Genomic DNA, 20,084 nt, shown 5'->3' with positions numbered 1-20,084 from the left:
GCCCAGGAGCGCTCGCCCCTCACCGCTCCTGCGCGCAGCAGAACGTGGTGGCCTCCGACGGCTCGAACCCACCCACGAACTCCCCGCCCTGAGGCATGCAGGTCCCCGGATCGAGCAGCCGGATCTCCGCCCTCACGCTTGCGAACTGAGGTGGGATTGAACTCAACATGCAGTCATCCAACTGATAACCGACCGTCGCCCCCATCATCCGAACGACGCATTCACTGTCCGCGCTCAGACCGATGAAGATGTCACAGGCGCTGGTCTCGGGCGGCAAGCAATTGCATGGACTGCAGGATGAACCATCCTCTGCATTCCTGTGGAAGACACGTCTCTCTGGATAGTCCTGTGGGCAGACCGTCGCCGTCGAGGCGCTGAAGACACAGCGCGCGAACCCCGCCGGCATGGACGGCGAGCAGTCTTCTGCACGATCCAGGCATGCTCGCTCTTCGCTGGAGGTCGCGCAGGCCCTGGCCAATGTTTCCCAGCTGAACGACGCTTGCTTCTCCACCTGCGGAACGACCGGCTGGCACTCGGTGCGCGACGACCCCCAGAAGATGGCGCCCTTGGGTTCCTTGATGGCCGGGAATGGCCAGCACGAGCCGTCCCAGCCAGGAGGAGCGAGGACATCGATTCCCGGTCCTCCGCAGTCCCCCATGGAGATGGTTATCCCTGCAGGCAGCAAGCACTCCAGCCCGCTGCAGGAACACGTACCGCACGCTCCCTGGGTCTGAAGCCCCGCGTGACCTTCATACACCAGCATGGGAGCCGCATCTGGACAGGGAGGAGCCACCTCCTCCTCACCAGACCACAGCCATACCGGGCCTTCCCATCCGAGGGATGTTGGGTCATCGCATTCATCCTGCTTGCAATGCGGAGTCATTGTACCCACGAATTGCCGGACACTCGAATCCACACCGCAGCAGACCAGTCCGGCCAGCGCCAGCCGGACGAAGAACAGGCGTATCCGTTGGGTCGTTCGCACTGCAAACACCATGCATCACGAGAGACGACGAGAGGATCCTACCGGCAGCAGAATGTGGCTGGTTCAAGGAGAACTCCTCCATTGACCAGTTGACCACCTGCTGGCTTGCAACTCCCTGGCTCATCCAGCACCAGCGCGGCTTCCACACTCCATATCTCCGGAATGGGGTTCGAGGGAGCCGTGCAGGAGCCGCCATCGAGCCCGATGAGCATCTCTTGCCGGCCTCCCTGGCAGCCTGACCCTTCGTGCAGCATCATTCGCCCATCGCACGCGCTCCCCTCCGGCTCGCCACACGAGCACGGCATACACGTCGAATCATCCGCCACCCCGCCATAGAACACCCGCACCTGCGGGAACCCCACGGGACACGACGTCCCCCAGCCCGGCTGTGCGCTCTCCGTCCTCCCGTCACCACGCTGGTAGATGCACAGCTCGAACCCATCGCGCTCCGTCTCCACGAGCGGCGCACACACCTCGTGATTGCGCGCGCAGGCCTCGGCGGCCCCCGCCGCCACACACCCCTTGGCCTTCGTCTCCCACCCGAACGAAGCCTTCTGGAGCGTGATCGTCACCGGCTCGCACGCCCCCACGCTCGTCGCCCCGACGCGCAACGACTCCGGCGCGACCAGCGGCTCGATCTCGACGCACGCCCCATCCCAGCCCTCGGGCAACATCCGCGTCTCCAGCCCTGCCAAACACACATCACTCGTCGCGCTCGCGCTCACACGCTCGGGCAGCTGACACGTCGGCGGCGAGCACGCGCACTGCGCGCACTCCGGGATCGTCTTCAGCCCACGATGCCCCTCGTACACGGGCGCAGGCGCACGCGCCGGACATGCTGGCTCCCCCTCGGGCGGCCCATGCCACAGCAGCACCGGCCCCTCCCAGCCGAGCGGAGGCACGGGCACACACGTCCCCTCCGCACACGCACAAGGCTCCTCGCACTCCTCGCAAGGATCGGGACACGTGTAGATGTCGATGCGCCCTGTCTTGCAGGCCATCAACGCCGCCACCAGGAGAAACGGCGGCAACAGCGCCCCCTCCAGCGAGCGCAGTCGATCCCAGAGGCGGCGAAACCGACCGCGCTTCTCGGCAGCAAATGGCGGCAACATGGCTGTCACAGGCTCCTGATTGCTCCGCTCGGCGCCGCAGCGCGGCAATGACACACCACGCCCCTGCCATCGTGATCACGCTCATGATCCGGGATGCACCGCAGGCAGCTCGTGTACGGCCGCTCTACCACGCTACGCGCCCTCGGCTATCCCCTCTGTACGTGCAGAAGGGTGCGAGCCAGGCGACGCTCGCGCTTACATCCAGCGAGAGGGAATTACCTCTTCTGCCATCCCGCACCGCAGAGCGATTCGACGCAACGTCTGGCAATCGCCTGCGCTCGTTCCAATCCCCTCATCAGCGGGGAGCGGACTGCGGGGTCCGGGGGCCGTGGGCTGTCTCCCTACCGTCTCCCTGTTTCAATCCCCTCATCAGCGGGGAGCGGACTGCGGGCGGCTACATCGTCAGCCTGATCGTGCTCGACGCCCTCGTTTCAATCCCCTCATCAGCGGGGAGCGGACTGCGGGGCTGACACCACTCAGTTGTCAGATTCGATAGTGCTCTTTTGTTTCAATCCCCTCATCAGCGGGGAGCGGACTGCGGGCAAACGAGTACTTCGTGCTCAGCTCGGAAGCTCTGAGTTTCAATCCCCTCATCAGCGGGGAGCGGACTGCGGGTTAATCTAGGGGTTGTGCCAGGGTTTCGTTGGCATTCGTTTCAATCCCCTCATCAGCGGGGAGCGGACTGCGGGGCCTTCGGGGCTGCCGAAGACGTGGACCGCATGACACGGTTTCAATCCCCTCATCAGCGGGGAGCGGACTGCGGGGGAACGGGATGAGCGACGAACCATCACCTACTATTCGTTTCAATCCCCTCATCAGCGGGGAGCGGACTGCGGGTCCGATCGAAGAGGTCGAGCGCGCTCACTGCGTCACCAGTTTCAATCCCCTCATCAGCGGGGAGCGGACTGCGGGCTCGATCGTCGATTTCCCGCCTGGTGTGCCAATCCCGCTGTTTCAATCCCCTCATCAGCGGGGAGCGGACTGCGGGCTCGCGACTGCGGATCCCGGGCGCGTGCCTCAACAAGTTTCAATCCCCTCATCAGCGGGGAGCGGACTGCGGGTCCTCGAGCGGGTCTCCAGCTCGCGCGGCCCACGTGTTTCAATCCCCTCATCAGCGGGGAGCGGACTGCGGGCGCTCCGCTAAGTGCTTGAAATCACGTCAGTCGGTGCTGGGTCGCGGGCGCCGTTTTTCTGAGAACCTCAAACCTGCTCAAAACCCCCTCCGGTTCTCAGAATTTTGCCAGATGGCCAGCCGGTCGTACAGCCACATCGTGCTCACGGACCCCTCGGCTCCTTCTCCGTCCACGGTACGCTGATTCCACCAGGGAGCGAGCGTGGGGACCACGCCTTCGGGCAGCGCGGTGTCCTCCAGGTGCCGGGGTGCGACACGCCGAACGCTCGCGTCTTCGGGCCTCACAGCGTACGTCCCGTCTCCATCGACGGCCAGGGTGCCGACGCGGAGCAGGGCGTCTGGCGTCCAGCCCACGAGAGCGAACCTCCGCCGGTGGACACCTCCGTCGCCCACCTTGCTCGGAAGGTCGCCGCCTGCTGCCACGGACGGACGCCAGCGGACCCACGGACCCCACGCGCTCGGGCAGCCCGGGTGGATAGGGCGGCATGGGGGTCCCGTCTTCCGTCGACGAGGCCGGATTTGCAGGAAACCTGACCGGCGCGCTGTCGGGGAGACCGTTGCACTGACGCAACGCGCGTCCCGACGTTTCGGCGAGCGGTTTGCTCCAGTGCAACGCACGTCCCGAAACTTCGGCAAGCTGTTTGCTCCAGTGCAACGCTCGCCCCGAAACTTCGGCGAGCTGTTTGCTCAGGTGCAACGCTCGCCCCGAAACTTCGGCAAGCTGTTTGCTCCAGTGCAACGCTCGTCCCGAAACTTCGGCGAGCGATTTGCTCCAGTGCAACGCTCGCCCCGACGCGCTGACGGGCGAGATTCGCCGGAGGCGTGGCCTCCTCCAGGGCCACCCGGTGACGTTGCTCACCCTCGACCCGGGTGGCCCGACCCTGCGTGGCGTCGCCTTCCTGGCCTGACGTCCTCGCCCCGGCGTGCCCCCTGATCTCCCGGGGGGTCGCCTCATCCCCACGTCCCTCCGTCGCCCCCTCGCGTCAGCGCGCCGTCGCCTCGGCGCCTCGGCGCTGCCGACCTTCGCGCAGCAGCCGCCCGAACCACGACAGCTCGTCGGTGAGCTTCTCGGCTTGCCGCAGGATGCCTGGCTCCACGGGCACGCCGCGCGCGTCGGCAGCGTACCCGCCGAGGCGCATGTCGAGCTCGTCACGGATGGGCACCATCCGCAGCTCGATGGCCACGAGGCGGAGCTGCTCCACCGCCCTCGCGCCGGCCGCCGAGTAGCCGTAGCCCACGAAGCTGACGGGCTTGTGGCTCCAGGGGGTGCCCACCACGTCGAGCGCGTTCTTCAGGTTGCCCGGGTAGCCGTGGTTGAACTCCGGCGTGACGATGATGAAGGCGTCCAGGCGCGCGATCGTCGCCCGCCAGCGCTCTTCGAGCGAAGGGCCAGGCAGGGGAGCGTCACGCGCTCCCGCCACGGTGTCCTGTCCGAAGGGAGCGAAGGCCCAGTCACGCAGGTCGAGGATCTCGGGCGTGATGCCCTCGCGGCGGGCGAGTACATCGGCGATCCAGTCGGCGAAGACCGCGCCCATCCTGCCCTCGCGCAGGCTCGCCAGGATGACGCCGATGGTGAGCGAGGTGTCGTCGTTCATGGGGGAAACTCCTTTCGATGGCACGAGCGTCCCCTCCGAGCCGGTGGCTCGTTTTCAGGGAGGCATGGGCTCACCGTAGGACCTCAAGTAAACTTGAGGTCAAGGGCCGCCGGGTGGCGGGTGGTGCGGGAAAAACGTCATGCAGGCAGGCATGGAACTCACGGTGGGACAGCTCGCGGAGCGGAGCGGCGTGGCCGTCTCGGCGCTCCGGTTCTACGAGGCCGAAGGGCTCATCCACAGCCGGCGCACCTCGGGCAACCAGCGGCGCTATGCGCGCGAGACGTTGCGGCGGGTCGCGTTCATCCGGGTGTCACAGCGCGTGGGCATCCCGCTGAGCGTCATCCGGGACGCGCTCGCGAAGCTGCCGGATCGCCGGACGCCGACGACCGAGGACTGGGAGCGGCTGTCGAAGGCGTGGCGCGCAGAACTCGACGAGCGCATCGTCACCCTCCAGCGGCTACGCGACGAGCTGACCGAGTGCATCGGATGCGGCTGTCTGTCCCTGGATCACTGCCGGCTCGCCAACCCGTACGACGTGCTCGCCAAGGAGGGGAGCGGGCCGAGGCGATGGCTCTGCGCGAAGGCTTGCGATGGGGGGACGTGCGCGTCTTCCGTCGAGGGATGACGGAGCCGGGGAGCGAAAGGCGCGCTGTGCAGCGATGATGCGCGCCGCGAGGCTGATGCGCCGGAGGTGGTGATGCACCGTGCGTGGTGACGCGCGCTGTGGGAAGTGACGCACCGTGCGTGGTGACGCGCCGTAGGCGGTGACGCGCCGCAGGCGGTGACGCGCCGTGGGCGGTGACGCGCCGTGGGCGGTGACGCGCGTCATGCAGCGATGACGACGCTCCACGAAGGCACGTTGGGGGCGAATGATGTGGGGTGTGAGGAGAAGCGAGAAATCTGTCCCGTCAGATGCAATGCCATCGCACCGGCAAAATGATCTCGGTCCGGCGGTAACCGAGGAGCGCTCGCCGTAATAGATCCTGATAGGGCCGCGTGTTGCGGTTTTGGACAGGAGGATCGATGGTGGGTCGCGATCGGCGGGGTCACACCTGCGCTGGGCTCTCCTCGGAGGCGCGCGCCTGGGAGCGGCGACGGCTGCGAGAGCTGGGCCTGGAGGACATCTCCTGGGACCACGTGCGCTGGTGTCCCCGATGCCGCGTCTCCAGCGGGGCCATGCCCGGCACCATCTCGCGCTGGAAGTTGCCCGCCGACAAACGAGACGAGCTGGCGAAGGCGCCGCAGACGAGCACGAGCGCGTCCCACGAGGCGCTGGCGAAGGCGCCGCAGACGAGCACGAGCGCGTCCCACGAGGCGCTGGCGAAGGCGCCGCAGACGAGCACGAGCGCGTCCCACGAATCGAGCGCGTCGCACGAGGGGATGCCGCCTCCTGCGAGGGAGGACGGCATCACGGGGGGAGCTGGGGTGGGGAAGGAGCGGCTCGCGCGGCGTCGGCTGAGGCGACGGCGGGTGTGAGGGCGAGGGGCTACTGGGGCGGCGGGACGGGCTGGGTCTCGGTGTCGGCCGGGACGGCTTCGAAGGCGAAGTCGTCGAGGAGGACGGTCGAGTCGAGCACGCCGTCACCCGAGTCCCAGATGGTGAAGAGCAGGGTGATCTCCTGGCCGGGGTTCTCGATGGGCGCCGTGGTCTGGAGCCAGCCGGTGGCGGCGCTGTTGTTCACGAAGTCGAAGCCGGTGCCGGCGAGCTGCCCAGGACCGAGGGGGCACGGGAAGTTGCGGCCGCCAGCGAACTGCGGGTGGCAGACCTGGAGGAAGCCGGCGTTGACGCTGATGGTGTTGCCCTGGCCGTCGAAGGAGATGTTCGCGTCCGGCGTGTTGGCGAGCTGCGGGGTGAGCATCGCCACGAAGAAGTCGTTGTACTCGTCGCACACGTACTCGGGGAACTCGTACGTGTAGAAGTTGAGCTTGAAGCGCAGGGACTTGGAGTTGGTCGGGGTGCGGACGACGACGCGGAGGGCCGCAGAGTCGTAAGGCGTGCCGGTCACGACGCCCGGGCACGCGGGCGACTCCTTCGGGTAACCGGGAGGGGCGGGCGTGCTGTAGCCCTTGTCGTAGCCCATGGGGGAGCGGTAGCCGTTGTCGGAGGGCTGACGCGCGGTGCCGGACGACAGCGCGAGGAGCCGCTGGCCTTCCTGGGGCTGCACGGTGGGACCGAAGCCGGAGAGGATGCCGTAGCCGAGGTTGAACGAGGTGGAGTTGCGGGGCTGCCCGTCCGAGGTCACCCACTGCGCGTCGAGGAGGCCCCAGGACTGGCCGACGGCTTCTTTGCAGAAGCCCATCGCCCTGGCGCCGGTACGCGCGTCGCCGGTGAGCGGCAGGCCCGTGTCGCAGGAGGTCGGGTTGTCGTCGACGAAGCCGTTGCAGTCCTCGTCGATGTTGTTGCCCGGGTAGTCCATGGCGCCGGGGTTCATCTGCGCGGTGCAGTCGTTGCAGTCGCCCGCCGCGCCGGTCCAGCCGTCGCCGTCGTTGTCGATGTTCGGGTCGACGCCCACGCAGGAGGGCTCGCTGGTCAGCGGGCCGCCCGCGCTGCCGCCCGCGCCGCTGGTGAGGTTGATGTCGTCGCCGCCCGTGCCGCCCCCGCCGGCCCCCGAGGGGTTGCCACCGCTCGGGCCGAAGCCGTTGTCACCGCCCACGGCGCTGCAAGCGACGAACGCTGCGCAGCCAGCAGAGATCAGAAGAGAAGTGAGGGCGAAACGCCCTGAAGGGGAGATGCGCATGGGGTGGAACTCCGTAGGTGTAGGAGGCCCAGAGCATACCCCGGATCGGTGGAAGGGCGTCAGTCGGGATCACAGGGGCCGTCACAGAACTGACGGATTTCTCCTCCGAGCCAGAGCTGGAAGATCTGCTGGTGCACGTTGGGCAGGAAGTTCATGTCATGGTGCACCCCGTTGTCTTCCGAAGGCGGGAGGTTTTCCTCGGGGGGCGCAGGCTTGTCGTAGTTCGCCATGCGGTACTGGGCGAGGGCGGAGGAGGTCGTCGGTGAGGTGACCTGCTCCAGGCCGAAGACGTCGTACACGGGGGGCGAGAGCTGCTTCACGCCCATGGCGCGGGCGAGGATCTCGGTGGTGAGGTTCGGCACCTGGGAGTCGCCGATGGCTTCTTGCAAGACGACGAGCCGGCCGGGCGGGGCGTCGGGGAGCGGCTCGCGGAACATGAGGCGCGAGACGTTGACCGGGTCGCTGTGGTCGAAGCGCGCCTGGATGAGGGTGACGCCGAAGAGGAAGTCGAGCGGGTCGGGGTAGTGCGGCTGGAGGAAGACCTTGATGGGCGGGAAGACGCTCGACCGGGAGATCATGGTGCTCCACGCCGATCCGGGGACGCCGAAGGCCGCGCGCGCGATGTCGGGGGAGAGCGAGATGAAGGACGAGCCCTGGATGCCGCCGAGGCTCGCGCCCCAGTAGTAGGTCTGGTCGAGGTCGAGCAGGGGGCCGTCCGTCGGCTTCACCTGCGCGTCGTCCTTGAGGGCGCCGCGCGCCAGGCGGGTGAGCGCGAGGGCGTTGATGATGCCCTGCTGGAGGCGGTCGGTGACGAGGTGGATCTTGTCGAGGCTGTCGGCGATCTGGATGAGGCGCTCGAGGTCGTTCTCGGAGAGGCCGATCCAGTCGGTGGCGATCACCACGGCGCCCTGATCGTTGGCGATCTGCTGGATGGCGGCGCCGTCGCCACCGCTGGTCAGGAAGGAGCGGCCCGAGCCGAAGATGCCGTGGCCGAGCACGACGAGCGGGAGCGGGCCGTCGGCGGCCTTCTTCGGGACGAGCAGGGTGAAGGGGTAGGATTTGTTCGGGGTCTGGAGCACGGGGACGTGGTCGGCGTCGTGCTCGATGCTGTCGTCGTCGCGCAGGAAGGTGGGGACCTCGAACTCGCCGAAGACGATCTTCGCCATGTGCTCGTTGGGGTCCTCCTGGATCTCGGTGATCTTGTAGGGGAGCCCGGTGGTGCCCACCATCTCCAGGGCGCGCTCGCGCATGCTGAGGATGGGGCCGAGCACGAAGTCGCGGCTGGCGACCATGAAGTCGAAGGCGGTGAGCAGCTCGCCCGAGGTGAAGCCCGAGCTCTCCGCGAGGGTGAAGATGCTTTCGTAGCGGGGGCGCAGGGCCTCCAGGTCCTTGCTGCTCGTGCTCTCGCCGCTCACCAGGGCCTTGAAGGCGGCGGTGGGCTCGATCTCCTTGCCCGCGGTGTCCTTGAGGCCGCGGCGCACGAGCACGACGTGCCGGTGGCCCATCTCCATCGGGGCGACGGGGCGCAGGATGAGCGCGGAGCGGTCGATCTGGTCGTCCTTGGCGTTGCGGTCCATCTCGGCGAAGAAGGGGACGCGCGCGCCGGTCTGCTGGTCGATGAGCGCGATGGGGCAGTCGTCGCGGATGGACTGGTCGAGCTCGTGCTGGTTCGGGAGGGGCTCGGTGTCGATCTCGCGGCCGAAGTGGAGGAGGATCGAGGAGACGGGGGAGACGCCGTCCGCCGCGTTGTAGGGGGTGACGTCCAGCGGGGTCACGCCGCCGCGGAGGGGGAGCTTCTGGGCGTCGAAGTTCATCCGCACGCCCGTGGGGCTCGACGCGTCGTCGCGCTGCACGAACGCGCTGGGGTAAGGGTAGAGGCACTCTTCGCTGGTGGTGAGCGGGTTGCAGCCCGGCTCGAGTTGCAGCGGCTCGGGGCCCAGGCTCTCCAGCCCACACCCCACGATCGCCGGCGCGATCAGCATGGCAAACCGGGTTCGATGAGCGATTCTCACGGTGCTCTCGACGCTATCCGGAAGGCTGCCGCCGCGCGAGCAACATCGCGCGCAGTCTGGCCGCCGCGGGGGGGAGGCGGTCGAGGCCGCGGTGCACGATCCGTAGCGGTCGCACGATGGGGGTCGCGGGGTGAGGGACCTCCACGAGCCGGCCGACGGAGAGGTCGTGCTCCACGGCCTGGCGGCTGACGAGGGCGATCCCGATGCCCGCACGCACGTTGCCCTTCACGGACGCGATGCTGCCGAGTTCCATCACCACCTGCGCGCCCGGGAAGTGCTGCTCCAGGAGGGTCCGCGTCGACGAGCCGCGGCCGAACGTGACGAAGGGCGCTCGTTCGGGGGAGGCGAGCGCGGGGGAGGCGACGAGGATCAGCTCGTCTTCGCGCCAGAGTTCGCCCTCGTCCGAGACCACGAGGCCGAGGTCGAGGGTGCCTTCGTGCAAGGCGGAGAGCACCTCGTCGGCGGTCGCTTCGCGGAGCAGGAAGCGGACGGCGGGGTGCTTGGCCCTGAACTTCGCGAGGACGGGCGGCAGGAAGTACGTGCAAGCCGTCGCGCCCGCGCCGAGGCGCACTTCGCCAGCGTGCAATCCTTCGATCTCGGCGACGGCGCGGCGACCGTCCTCCACCGCAGCGAGGGCAGCCCTGGCCCGGGGCACGAGCGCCGCGCCGGCCGCCGTCGGGGCCGCTCCGCCGGGTCCCCGCGAGAGAAGGCGCGCGCCGAACCAGCCTTCGAGGCGGTGCACGGAGGCGGTCAAGGCCGGCTGGGACAGGTGAGCCCGCCTCGCGGCCTCGGTGAACGTGCCGTGGTCGACGATGAGGAGGAAGTGCTTCAGCTCGTCCAGCATCAGCGATGTTGATAGCAGCGTTCCAAACAATCGATTGGCCGGATGACGGCGCGGCTCCTAGTTCTTGAGGGAACAGGAGGTGCCGACGTGCTGCTCTGGACGCTTCTTCTTCCTTCCGGGGTGCTGGCCGGGGCGCTGACCACCGTCGCGGGGGTGGGCGGTGGCATGCTGCTCCTGCTGGTGCTGTCGCTCGTCATGAGTCCGGCCGAGGCGCTGGCGATCACGGCGCCGGCCTTGTTCATCGGCAACTTCCACCGCGCGTACCGCTACTGGAGTGACGTGGATCGGCGCACGGCCAAGGCGTTCGCGCTCGGCGCGGTCCCGGGGAGCCTCATCGGCGGTGTCCTGGTGTCGTCGATTCCTTCCACGGTGCTCGCCTGGCTCCTCGCAGGCAGCACGGCGCTCGCGGTGGCGCGCGCGCTGGATCTCTTGCACTTCCAGCCGCCGCCTGCGCTGCTCACGCCGGCGGGCTTCGGCATCGGCGCCGCGTCGGCCACGTCGGGTGGCGCCGGTCTGCTGCTCGCGCCGGTGCTGATGGCGACGGGGCTCTCCGGGACGGCGTATGTCGCGACGGGCGCCGCGGCCACCACGGCGATGCACGCGGGGCGCATCTTCGCGTACGGGGCGAGTGGCCTGGTGACGGCAACCACGCTCGCGGCCTCGGCGATGCTCGCGGCCTCGCTGCTCGGAGGCAACTTGCTCGGTGAGCGCGCACGCAAGCACCTGAACGCCACGCGGTCGCGACGGATCGAGACGACCACGCTGGTGCTCTGCGTGGGGCTCGCACTGCTGGGCCTCCGTTGAGGGCGCTGTGTGGATGAGGCGAAATGCTGCGTGGATGAGGCGAAATGCCGCGTGGATGAGGGCGTCGTCCGCCAGGGTCGACGGGTGCAGAGGCCAGGAGAAGCCTGAGGTGCGCCGTGCGCCATCCCGACGTACCCTGGTCGCGTGCAGCCCACGGTTCTCCTCTTCGACATCGACGGCACCCTGATCTCCTCCGGTGGCGCGGGGCGCCGCTCGTTCGAGCAGGCCGTCTTCCGGGTCATCGACCGACGCGATGTGTGTGACTTCTCGTTCGCTGGCATGACCGACCGGGCCATCGCCCGGACGGCCCTCCTCAACGCAGGGCACGAGCCGAGCGACGAGGTGATCGATCGGCTCGTCAGCACGTACATCACCCTCCTGGCGGAGGAGCTTCCCTACTCCGACTGCCGTGTCCACCCGGGCATCGCCGAAGCCCTCGAGGCCACCGCGAATCGCCCGGGCGTCGCCATCGGGCTGGGGACGGGCAACGTGCTCCCGGGGGCACGGCTGAAGCTCGGTCGGGTCGGGCTGTTCCACCGCTTCTCGTTCGGGGGCTACGGCTGCGATCACGAGGTTCGCCACGAGCTGCTGCGGATCGGTGCGTCGCGGGGGGCGGCGGCGCTCGGCGCGCCGGTCGACGCTTGCCGGGTGGTCGTCATCGGCGACACGCCCAAGGACGTCGCCGCAGCGCAGGCCATCGGCGCCGACTGCATCGCCGTGGCGACCGGGCAGTACGGGCTCGACGCGCTCGTCGCGTGCAACCCCACACAGGCCTTCCAGGATCTCACCGCCGACAAGGCGCTCGGCGCGCTCCTCGGCTGACGGAGCACACAGCGGACTTCAGCTCGCACGAGGCCGCCTTCAGCTCGCGCGAGGCCGCCTTCAGTTCGCGCACATGTCGAGCAGCATCGTCTCCAGGATTGCCTGCGGAGGCCGCTTCGATCCCTTCAGCGCCAGGTCGGTCTCCGCCAGGAGGCGCAGCCAGCGGGGCAGCGTCCCAGGCGGCAACCGCCGCACCGTCTGCGCCATCTCGCCCGCCTTGAAGGGCGGGACGCCCGCGCGCTGCGCCGCCTCTTGCGGCGACACACCCAGGGCCAGCGCCGCGTCGAACTTCACCAGCCCGCGCACCGACCAGGCCACGAGGCCGAGGAGCTTCAGCCCTCGGTCGCTCGGGTCGTAGACGTCGGCCAGGGTCGCGAGCGCCTTGTCGAGGTGGCGCTGGCCGATGGCGTCCAGAAGCTCCCAGGTCGTGCTCTGCCGGACGCGGATCACGATCTCGGCCACGGCCTCCTCGGTGATCGGCTGCTTCTCCCCCACGAAGAGGGAGAGCCGCTCCAGCGCGTCGACGACGTACCCCAGCTCTGGCCCCGCGATCTCGGCGAGGTGCTCGGCGACGTCGCCTGAGATGGCGTTGCCTTTCTCCTTCGCCACCGTCTTGATGAACCCGGGCAGCGATCGCCTGGGGAGCTGCTCGCACGCGACAAGGAAGTCCGACTTCTTCGCCAGCGTGACCAGCTTCCGCTGCGCATGCAGCTTGCTCGCCACGAGGACCAGCACGGCGGTCGATGCGGGCGTCTTGGCGTACTCCGCGAGGGCGTCGAGCGGGGGGAGCTGCTTCGAGACGCCCTTCTTCGCCGGGGCGGCAGCTTCATCGCCGTCGTCGCTCTTCTTCTCCCAGCGCTCCAGGCCGCGCGCGAGCACGAAGCGGCGAGGGGCCATCATCGGCAGCATCTTCGCCGCGCCGAGGACCGCTTCGACCGTGGCCTCGCCGGCCATGAACTTGTCCTCGTTGAAGCCGGCGATGCCTCCCTTCGCCACCGCTTCGCGGATCGCGCTGACCACGCGATCGACGTACCAGCGCTCGTCGCCCATCACGAGGTAGACCGGGCGTAGCGAGCCCTGGCTCACTTCCTTGAGCGCTTGATCGGGAGTCACGCCTGGGGCATCGAGCGATCCGCACAGCGCGTCAAGGCCCGCGCGAGGTGCGCAGCGGCCCGGGTGCCCAGGTGGTCGTGCGCCGTGGCGGAGCGTGCGGTGTATCCTGCGCCATGGATCGGATTTCCCAGGCGCTACGGCCCGCGGGTCGACCCGCGGGATTTCAGGCATGGCGCAGCCTGCTCTTCCTGCACTGGCAGGTGTCCATGGAGGCGCTGCGGCCGCTGCTGCCTCCCGCGCTCTCGATCGACACGTACGAGGGACGCGCTTACGTGGGCGTCGTCCCTTTTACCATGCGCAACGTCAGCCCCTGGTGGTCCCCCGCGGTGCCAGGGATCTCTCATTTCCACGAGCTGAACGTGCGGACGTACGTTCACCACGAGGGCCGCGATCCAGGGGTCTGGTTCTTCAGCCTCGACGCCGCGAAGCTTCTCGCGGTGCTCATCGCGCGCAGTGGCTGGCACCTGCCCTACTTCTACGCGGACATGGAGCTGCGGACGGCGGATCGTCGGGTCTACTACAAGAGCCGCCGTCGGTGGCCCACCGAACGCCCGGCCGAGTTCGAGGCGCGCTACACCATCGGCGAGCCGCTCGGCGCCTCGGTGCCAGGGAGCTTCGAGCACTTCCTGGCCGAGCGGTACCTGCTCTACGCCGACGGGGGCGACGGCAAGCTGTACACCGGGCAGGTGCACCACCACCCCTACCCGCTCCACCGCGCCGAGGTGCACGAGCTGCGGGAGACGATGGTGCTGGCGACGGGGCTCCCTGCGCCGGAAGGGACCCCGCACGCGCTCTACAGCCCGGGGGTGGATGTGGATGTCTACGGGCTGAAGGCCCTCGGCTGAGGGGCCGTCCCCCGCTTCCGGCCGTGCGGCTTAACACTACGCAACAATCATAAACATGCCTTTCAAGCCCAGGCGCTGCGGAACGCCTTATCTTCCGCAGCGATGACACGAGCCACGGCGCAACCGGAGAGGCCCTCGACGAAGCAGCACACGGAGCCGCCGCAGGGAGATCCGGAGGTCCTGAAGACCCTGGGGTTGCCGGAGCGGCCGCGGCGGCGGTGGGTCAAGCGGGTCATCGTCCTCGCGGTGGTGGTGCTGGCGATCGTCGGGATCGGTCGGTGGCTCAAGCAGCGGCGTCTGGACGCGGCGCAACCTCGCTACGAGGACGCGGAGGTGGTGCGGGGCGATCTCGCGGTGACGGTGACCGCGACGGGGACGCTGGAGGGGCTGAACACCGTCGACGTGGGCGCCGAGGTGTCGGGGCGGGTGCTCAAGGTGCTCGTGGACTTCAACGATCAGGTGGAGCCCGGGCAGCTCCTCGCGGAGATCGATCCGGAGCCGTTCCAGGCGACGGTCGACGAGTCGTCGGCGCGGGTGGCGTCGGCCGGGGCGAACCTGCTCCAGGTGAAGGCCACGCTGGAGGAGGCGCGGGCGAAGCTGGCGCAGGGGGAGGCGCAGGCTGCGGAGGGGCTGATCTCGAAGCAGGACCTGATCACGCTGCGGGCGACGGCGGCGCGGGCCGAGGCCGCGCTCGCTGGCGCGAACGCCGACGCGACCCTGGCGCGGGCGCAGATGAAGAATGCGCGGACGAAGCTCGATCGGGCGAAGATCCTGTCGCCGTTCAAGGGGGTCGTGCTGTCGCGGCAGATCGAGGTCGGGCAGACGGTGACGGCGGGGTTCCAGACGCCGGTGCTGTTCAAGCTGGCCGAGGATCTGACGCGGATGCGGCTGCACGTGTACGTGGACGAGGCCGACGTGGGGCAGGTGCGCGAGGGGCAAGAGGCGACGTTCACGGTCGACGCGTACCCCGGGAAGACGTTCGCCTCGAAGGTGCTCTCGCTGCGCAACGAGCCGAAGTCGGACGCGGGCGTGGTGTCGTACGAGGCGGTGCTGGCCGTCGACAACACGGCGCTGCTGTTGCGGCCCGGGATGACGGCGACGGCGACGGTGACGACCGAGGCCCGCAAGGATGTGATGCTGGTGCCGAACGCGGCGCTGCGCTTCGCGCCGCCGACGCCGGGAGGGCCCGGGGGTCCTGGTGGGCCTCCTGGAGGAGGAATGAAGCTCGCGGGGCCGACGATCGAGGGTCCGCGGGTGTGGGTGCTGGAGAACGATCAGCCGACGCCGAAGCCGGTCACGGTGGGCTCGACGGACGGGCAGCGCACGGAGATCACCAGCGCCGCGGTGCAGCCCGGGACGCGGGTGCTGACCGATCTCGCGGAGACCTCGGCGCCATGAACCCGCTGATCGAGCTGACCGACGTGAAGCGCATCTACGGGCGCGGTGACGCCGAGGTGCGCGCGCTCGCCGGGGTGAGCCTGAAGATCCAGGAGGGGGAGTTCGTGGCCGTGATGGGGCCGAGCGGGTCGGGCAAGTCGACCTGCATGAACATCCTGGGCTGCCTGGATCGGCCGACGTCGGGCTCGCACCGGTTCCGGGGGGTGGAGGTGAGCACGCTGTCGCTCGATCAGCTCGCGCTGCTGCGGCGGCACTACCTGGGGTTCGTGTTCCAGGGCTTCAACCTGCTGTCGCGCACGACCGCGGCGGAGAACGTGGAGCTGCCGCTGGTGTACCGGCGGGTCCCCGCGGGCGAGCGGCGGGCGAAGGCGCTGAAGGCGCTGGCCGACGTGGGGCTCACGGGGCGCGAGGGGCACACGCCGGCGGAGCTGTCCGGAGGGCAGCAGCAGCGCGTGGCCATCGCGCGGGCGATCGTGACCAACCCCGCGATGCTGCTCGCGGACGAGCCCACCGGCAACCTGGACACGGCGCGGAAGGAGGAGATCATGCGGCTGCTCATCGAGCTGAACCAGTCCCGCGGGATCACCGTGGTGATGGTGACCCACGAGCCCGACATGGCGGCGTACGCTTCGAGGATCGTGTCCTTCCGCGACGGGCTCGTGGAGCGGGACGAACCCGGCGCGCGCGCGGAGGTGTACCGCTGATGTGGTGGGCGACGATCATCATGGCGCTGCGGGAGATCCGCCGTCACAAGATGCGGTCCATCCTCACCGGGCTGGGCGTCGTCATCGGCGTGGGCGCGGTCATCATGATGGTGACCGTTGGCTCCGGTGCGACGGCGCAGGTGACGAGCGACGTGTCGAAGATGGGCAACAACATGCTCACGGTGATGCCCGGCGCCATGCGCCGCGGCCCCGCGAGCAGCGCTGCCAAACCCTTCCAGCGCAGCGACGCCGACGCCATCAGCCGCGAGGCGAACGCGGTGAAGGCGGTGGCTCCGACCGCCGCCGGGATGACGCTCGCCGTCTACGGCAACAAGAACTACAACACCACCGTCTACGGCTCGACCGAGGCCTTCTTCGAGATCCGTGGCCTGAACATCGCGACCGGCCGCGCCTTCACGGGCGCGGAGCTGCAAGGCGCGGCGCCCACGTGCGTGCTCGGCGAGACGGTGCGGAAGGAGCTGTTCGGGAGCCACGACGCGCTCGGGACGTCGATCCGGCTGGGCCAGCTCTCGTGCACGGTGGTCGGGACGATCGCATCCAAGGGTCAGTCGACCTTCGGGCAAGATCAGGACGATCTGATCGTGATGCCCTTGACCGCGTACCAGCGGCGCATCGCGGGCAACAACGACGTGAGTTCGATCGTGGTGAGCGCGAAGAACGATCGCTCCACCACGCGCGCGAAGACGCAGATCGAGGGGCTGATGCGCGAGCGCCGCCGCGTCGCGCCCGGGAAGGACGCCGACTTCTCGGTGATGGACATGAAGGAGCTGAGCCAGGCGCTGACGAGCGTGACGGGCACCTTGACGGCGCTGCTCGGCGCCATCGCCGGCGTGAGCCTGCTGGTGGGCGGGATCGGGATCATGAACATCATGCTGGTGTCCGTGACCGAGCGGACGCGCGAGATCGGGATCCGGCTGGCCATCGGGGCGAGGGCGAACGAGGTGCTGTTGCAGTTCCTCGTCGAGGCGGTGGTGCTGTCGCTGCTGGGTGGCTCGATCGGCGTGGCGCTGGGGCTCGGGGGGTCGTTCGCGGCGACGCGGGCGCTGAGCTTGCCCTTCGTGGTGTCCCCGGGGATCGTGGTGCTCGCCGTGAGCTTCTCGGCAGCCATCGGGATCGCCTTCGGGTACCTGCCCGCGCGAAAAGCCGCCCAGCTCAACCCCATCGAGGCCCTCCGTCACGAGTGAGAGGCAGGCGCGGGGGGTGGAGGGGCTGCGGTGAACTGGGGCGGGACAGCGGGCAGGCACGCCACAGCGCAGAACGCCCGGCCACACCGCCCCCCAGACCTCTCTCTCCCCGACGGGCTGCCTGACGTGGGCGGCAGAGATCCTCCGCCTCGACCGTCGCCCTCCTGCGAGGCACGCGGCAGAGATCCTCCCGCCGCTCGACCCCCGCGCGCCTCTTCGCCGTCCGCCTTGCCTCCTCGTCGCGCAGCCGCTCGCTGCGCGGCCCTGCCTCACTCTCCCTCGCCCCCACGATCCCCATGGACTACCTTGTCGCAGCCCCACCATGCCTGACGCCTCTCCCGTCACTGCCTTGCTGGGGCCGACCAACACCGGCAAGACCCACCGCGCGATCGAGCGCATGCTCGGCTACGACACGGGCATGATCGGCCTGCCCCTCAGGCTGCTCGCGCGCGAGGTGTACGACAAGATCACAGCCCGGCTCGGCGAGTCCCGGGTCGCGCTCGTGACGGGCGAGGAGAAGCGCGTCCCGCGCAACCCGAGCTACTGGGTCTGCACCGTCGAGGCCATGCCCACCGACCTGGAGGTCGACTTCCTGGCGGTCGACGAGATCCAGCTCGCGTCGCACGATCAGCGAGGGCACGTCTTCACCGAGCGGCTTCTGCACGCCCGAGGGCTGCGGGAGACCTGGTTCATGGGGGCGGACACGATGCGCGCCGCCATGACGGAGCTCTTGCCAGCGGCGAAGATCCAGGAGCATCCGCGGCTCTCGCGGCTCACGGGGACGGGGACCACGAAGCTCTCGCGCTTGCCGCCGCGCAGCGCGGTGGTGGCCTTCTCCATGCAAGAGGTCTACGAGACGGCGGAACGCCTGCGCGCGCTGCGCGGTGGGGCGGCGGTGGTGCTGGGTGCGCTCTCGCCGCGTACCCGCAATGCACAGGTCGCGCTCTTTCAGGCAGGGGAAGTGGATTACCTGGTGGCAACCGATGCGATCGGGATGGGGCTGAACCTGGACGTGCATCACGTCGCGTTCACCTCGCTCCGCAAGTTCGACGGACGCGAGGTGCGACCCCTGGAGCTGGCAGAGATGGCGCAGATCGCAGGGCGTGCAGGCCGCTACCACACCGATGGAACCTTCGGGGCCGTGGCCCCCGTGGACATGGGCCCCCAGGTCATGGCGGCGATCGAGACGCACCGCTTTCCACCGCTGAGGCGCCTGCGCTGGCGCAACGCAGACCTGGAACTCGGCTCGATCGAGGCGCTGCTGGCGTCACTCACGGACCGGCCACGGTCGCGGTGGCTCGAGCTGGCAGGAGACGCGGAGGACGCGGCCGCGCTGCGGAAGATGGTCGAGGATCCGGAGATCAGGGGGCGGGCTCGGGGGAGCGAGGCCGTGGGGCTCTTGTGGGAGGTGTGCCGTGTTCCGGACTTCCGCAAGCTGCTCTTCGAGTCGCACATCGCGCTGCTCCGGGAGCTGTATCAGCAGCTCACAGGGCCGCGCGGGCGCCTCGATCCCGACTGGATGAACGCCCGCATCAGCGAGCTCGACGTGGGCGCGGGGGACATCGACACGCTGCTCACGCGCATCGCCTCGATCAGGACCTTCACGTACATCGCGCATCAGGGAGGCTGGGTGGAGGACGCCGCGGGGTGGCAAGCGCGAACGCGGGAGATCGAAGATCAGCTGAGCGATGCGCTGCACGAGCGCCTGGTGCAGCGCTTCGTGGAGCGAGGGAACCGCAGGCCAGGGACGCGCTCCAGCCCAGGAGGAGGGCGGGCGACGTCGGCGTCACGGGGTGAGCGGGAGGCAGAGCCTGGTCTCGTGGCCTCGTCCCACCCCTTCGCGAGGCTCGCCGCGATGCGGGTGGCGCTCTCCCCGCAGGCGGAGCCGCCGCCGGACAGCTCGCTGGAGGGCTGGCTCGAGGCGGTGATCGCGGCGCCGCCCGAGCACTTCAAGCTCGACGCACGAGGCAGGATCGCCGTGGAGCTGGGAGCCCGGGCCAGCGCTCCCGAAGGCGCGACGGCGCGACCGCTCGGACAGCTCGTGCGCGGGACGGGGCTGCTCCTGCCGGAGGTGCGGCTGACCGGTCTCGACGAGCTCGGACCCGGAATGCGGGCACGGCTGCTGCGACGCCTGCTGGCGTGTGCGCGCGATCTGGTGGAGGAGCTGCTCGCGCCGCTGCGCGCTCCCGCGGCACGCGAGCTGGAGGCGGCGGGTCGCGGGATCCTCTACCAGCTCGAGCAAGGGCTGGGCACGGCGCTGGTCACGCACGCCACGGAGCAACTCACGGATCTCACCGAGCGTGATCGCGAGATTTTGGGGAAGCTCGGGGTGATGCTGGGGGAGCAGCTCCTGTATGCTCCTGCGCTGCTACGGCCGTGGGCCGTGGAACGACGGGCCGCGCTGTGCGGAGCCTGGTTCGAAGGTCGCGCTCGCCCTCCCTGCCCCCATCCGGGCACGGTCTCCCTGCCCACGCCACCCGGCGCCGACGCTCAGGCGTTCATGGCCCTGGGGTATCCCCTGTTCGGCTCGCGCGCCCTTCGCGCCGACGTCGCCGAGCGCATCTACCAGGCGCTCACGGCGGGAGCCGACAGCCCGACACCAGCGTCCCTCGCGCGATGGATCGGCTGCCCGGTGCGTGAGGTCGCGCGCGTGGCGACGGCGCTCGTGGGTGGAGCGCCTGGATTGTCATCCTCCCGCGGGGGTCCCTCTCGCAGCTCTGCGTCCTGATCCGTCGAATGGAGACACTCGGGAACCTCCCGAGAGCACCCAGCCCGC

At 69.3% G+C, this 20,084-nt stretch carries 16 protein-coding genes and 1 CRISPR repeat array; of the genes, 9 read left to right on the top strand and 7 right to left on the bottom strand.

What is annotated here, in order from left to right:
- Positions 1-19 precede the first annotated feature (19 nt).
- The 3 genes from CMC5_RS44615 to CMC5_RS16700 form a co-directional block, all read right to left on the bottom strand.
- Positions 20-169, bottom strand: a complete 150-nt coding sequence (locus CMC5_RS44615; RefSeq protein ID WP_156338652.1) for a hypothetical protein — start codon at positions 167-169, stop codon at positions 20-22.
- Between the two features lie 854 nt (positions 170-1,023).
- On the bottom strand, positions 1,024-2,097 hold the full coding sequence (locus tag CMC5_RS16710; RefSeq protein ID WP_050431374.1) for a hypothetical protein: 1,074 nt from the start codon (positions 2,095-2,097) through the stop codon (positions 1,024-1,026).
- A gap of 280 nt (positions 2,098-2,377) precedes the next feature.
- A CRISPR array of direct repeats spans positions 2,378-3,230; the repeat unit is 37 nt; unit sequence GTTTCAATCCCCTCATCAGCGGGGAGCGGACTGCGGG.
- A 982-nt stretch (positions 3,231-4,212) separates the two neighbouring features.
- Positions 4,213-4,824 (bottom strand): NADPH-dependent FMN reductase, encoded by a 612-nt coding sequence (locus CMC5_RS16700; protein WP_050431372.1) that lies wholly within the window; start codon positions 4,822-4,824, stop codon positions 4,213-4,215.
- 151 nt (positions 4,825-4,975) lie between these two features.
- Between CMC5_RS16700 and soxR the strand changes: the two genes are divergently transcribed.
- Entirely contained in the window at positions 4,976-5,449 is a 474-nt protein-coding gene (soxR, locus tag CMC5_RS16695; RefSeq protein WP_245678471.1) for a redox-sensitive transcriptional activator SoxR, read from the top strand.
- Positions 5,450-5,847: 398 nt separating this feature from the next.
- Positions 5,848-6,300, top strand: a complete 453-nt coding sequence (locus CMC5_RS16690; protein WP_050431370.1) for a hypothetical protein — start codon at positions 5,848-5,850, stop codon at positions 6,298-6,300.
- A 10-nt stretch (positions 6,301-6,310) separates the two neighbouring features.
- Here the strand turns inward: CMC5_RS16690 and CMC5_RS16685 are convergent, their stop codons facing one another.
- The 3 genes from CMC5_RS16685 to CMC5_RS16675 are packed head-to-tail and all read right to left on the bottom strand — an operon-like array spanning position 6,311 to position 10,417.
- On the bottom strand, positions 6,311-7,561 hold the full coding sequence (locus CMC5_RS16685) for a choice-of-anchor L domain-containing protein (protein ID WP_050431369.1): 1,251 nt from the start codon (positions 7,559-7,561) through the stop codon (positions 6,311-6,313).
- 59 nt (positions 7,562-7,620) lie between these two features.
- The gene (locus tag CMC5_RS16680; protein WP_050431368.1) at positions 7,621-9,543 is read right to left on the bottom strand and encodes an alpha/beta hydrolase; all 1,923 of its coding nucleotides are present in this window, start codon (positions 9,541-9,543) and stop codon (positions 7,621-7,623) included.
- Between the two features lie 43 nt (positions 9,544-9,586).
- Positions 9,587-10,417, bottom strand: coding sequence for a LysR family transcriptional regulator (locus tag CMC5_RS16675; protein WP_050431367.1), 831 nt, complete (start codon positions 10,415-10,417; stop codon positions 9,587-9,589).
- 87 nt (positions 10,418-10,504) lie between these two features.
- On the opposite strand from CMC5_RS16675, the gene CMC5_RS16670 reads away from it, so the two are divergent.
- Together CMC5_RS16670 and CMC5_RS16665 are read left to right on the top strand one after the other, a co-directional pair.
- The gene (locus CMC5_RS16670) at positions 10,505-11,221 is read left to right on the top strand and encodes a sulfite exporter TauE/SafE family protein (protein ID WP_050431366.1); all 717 of its coding nucleotides are present in this window, start codon (positions 10,505-10,507) and stop codon (positions 11,219-11,221) included.
- 144 nt (positions 11,222-11,365) lie between these two features.
- Entirely contained in the window at positions 11,366-12,043 is a 678-nt protein-coding gene (locus CMC5_RS16665; protein WP_082362547.1) for an HAD family hydrolase, read from the top strand.
- Positions 12,044-12,103: 60 nt separating this feature from the next.
- On the opposite strand, the gene holA is transcribed toward CMC5_RS16665, so the two are convergent.
- Entirely contained in the window at positions 12,104-13,156 is a 1,053-nt protein-coding gene (gene holA / locus CMC5_RS16660) for a DNA polymerase III subunit delta (protein WP_050431364.1), read from the bottom strand.
- A 113-nt stretch (positions 13,157-13,269) separates the two neighbouring features.
- Here holA and CMC5_RS16655 point away from each other — a divergent pair, with 113 nt between their 5' ends.
- The 5 genes from CMC5_RS16655 to CMC5_RS16635 all read left to right on the top strand — a co-directional run bounded on the left by CMC5_RS16655 (position 13,270) and on the right by CMC5_RS16635 (position 20,036).
- Positions 13,270-14,001, top strand: coding sequence for a YqjF family protein (locus CMC5_RS16655; protein WP_050431363.1), 732 nt, complete (start codon positions 13,270-13,272; stop codon positions 13,999-14,001).
- Between the two features lie 102 nt (positions 14,002-14,103).
- Positions 14,104-15,399: an efflux RND transporter periplasmic adaptor subunit gene (locus CMC5_RS16650; protein WP_050431362.1), complete on the top strand. Its 1,296-nt coding sequence runs from the start codon at positions 14,104-14,106 to the stop codon at positions 15,397-15,399.
- Positions 15,396-16,103, top strand: a complete 708-nt coding sequence (locus tag CMC5_RS16645) for an ABC transporter ATP-binding protein (protein WP_050431361.1) — start codon at positions 15,396-15,398, stop codon at positions 16,101-16,103. Before CMC5_RS16650 ends, CMC5_RS16645 begins: the two co-directional genes overlap by 4 nt.
- The gene (locus CMC5_RS16640; RefSeq protein ID WP_050431360.1) at positions 16,103-17,308 is read left to right on the top strand and encodes an ABC transporter permease; all 1,206 of its coding nucleotides are present in this window, start codon (positions 16,103-16,105) and stop codon (positions 17,306-17,308) included. Before CMC5_RS16645 ends, CMC5_RS16640 begins: the two co-directional genes overlap by 1 nt.
- Positions 17,309-17,630: 322 nt before the next feature.
- Positions 17,631-20,036 carry a helicase-related protein gene (locus CMC5_RS16635; RefSeq protein WP_050431359.1) on the top strand — a complete coding sequence of 802 codons (2,406 nt, stop codon included), beginning with the start codon at positions 17,631-17,633 and terminating at the stop codon, positions 20,034-20,036.
- The last annotated feature ends 48 nt before the right edge of the window (positions 20,037-20,084 follow it).

It is taken from the genome of Chondromyces crocatus (assembly GCF_001189295.1).
GTDB classification, from domain to species: domain Bacteria; phylum Myxococcota_A; class Polyangia; order Polyangiales; family Polyangiaceae; genus Chondromyces; species Chondromyces crocatus.
Note: the sequence above shows the minus strand (reverse complement) of the source record. Positions and strands in the feature narration are given on the sequence as shown.

Bases quoted from the DNA above. Each gene is read 5' to 3' on its own strand.
- CMC5_RS16710 (WP_050431374.1), bottom strand. From the start codon at position 2,097: ATGTTGCCGCCATTTGCTGCCGAGAAGCGCGGTCGGTTTCGCCGCCTC.
- CMC5_RS16690 (WP_050431370.1), top strand. From the start codon at position 5,848: ATGGTGGGTCGCGATCGGCGGGGTCACACCTGCGCTGGGCTCTCCTCG.
- CMC5_RS16650 (WP_050431362.1), top strand. From the start codon at position 14,104: ATGACACGAGCCACGGCGCAACCGGAGAGGCCCTCGACGAAGCAGCAC.
- CMC5_RS16655 (WP_050431363.1), top strand. From the start codon at position 13,270: ATGGATCGGATTTCCCAGGCGCTACGGCCCGCGGGTCGACCCGCGGGA.
- CMC5_RS16685 (WP_050431369.1), bottom strand. From the start codon at position 7,561: ATGCGCATCTCCCCTTCAGGGCGTTTCGCCCTCACTTCTCTTCTGATC.
- CMC5_RS16700 (WP_050431372.1), bottom strand. From the start codon at position 4,824: ATGAACGACGACACCTCGCTCACCATCGGCGTCATCCTGGCGAGCCTG.
- soxR (WP_245678471.1), top strand. From the start codon at position 4,976: ATGGAACTCACGGTGGGACAGCTCGCGGAGCGGAGCGGCGTGGCCGTC.
- CMC5_RS44615 (WP_156338652.1), bottom strand. From the start codon at position 169: ATGTTGAGTTCAATCCCACCTCAGTTCGCAAGCGTGAGGGCGGAGATC.
- CMC5_RS16640 (WP_050431360.1), top strand. From the start codon at position 16,103: ATGTGGTGGGCGACGATCATCATGGCGCTGCGGGAGATCCGCCGTCAC.
- CMC5_RS16645 (WP_050431361.1), top strand. From the start codon at position 15,396: ATGAACCCGCTGATCGAGCTGACCGACGTGAAGCGCATCTACGGGCGC.
- CMC5_RS16635 (WP_050431359.1), top strand. From the start codon at position 17,631: ATGCCTGACGCCTCTCCCGTCACTGCCTTGCTGGGGCCGACCAACACC.
- CMC5_RS16680 (WP_050431368.1), bottom strand. From the start codon at position 9,543: ATGCTGATCGCGCCGGCGATCGTGGGGTGTGGGCTGGAGAGCCTGGGC.
- CMC5_RS16675 (WP_050431367.1), bottom strand. From the start codon at position 10,417: ATGCTGGACGAGCTGAAGCACTTCCTCCTCATCGTCGACCACGGCACG.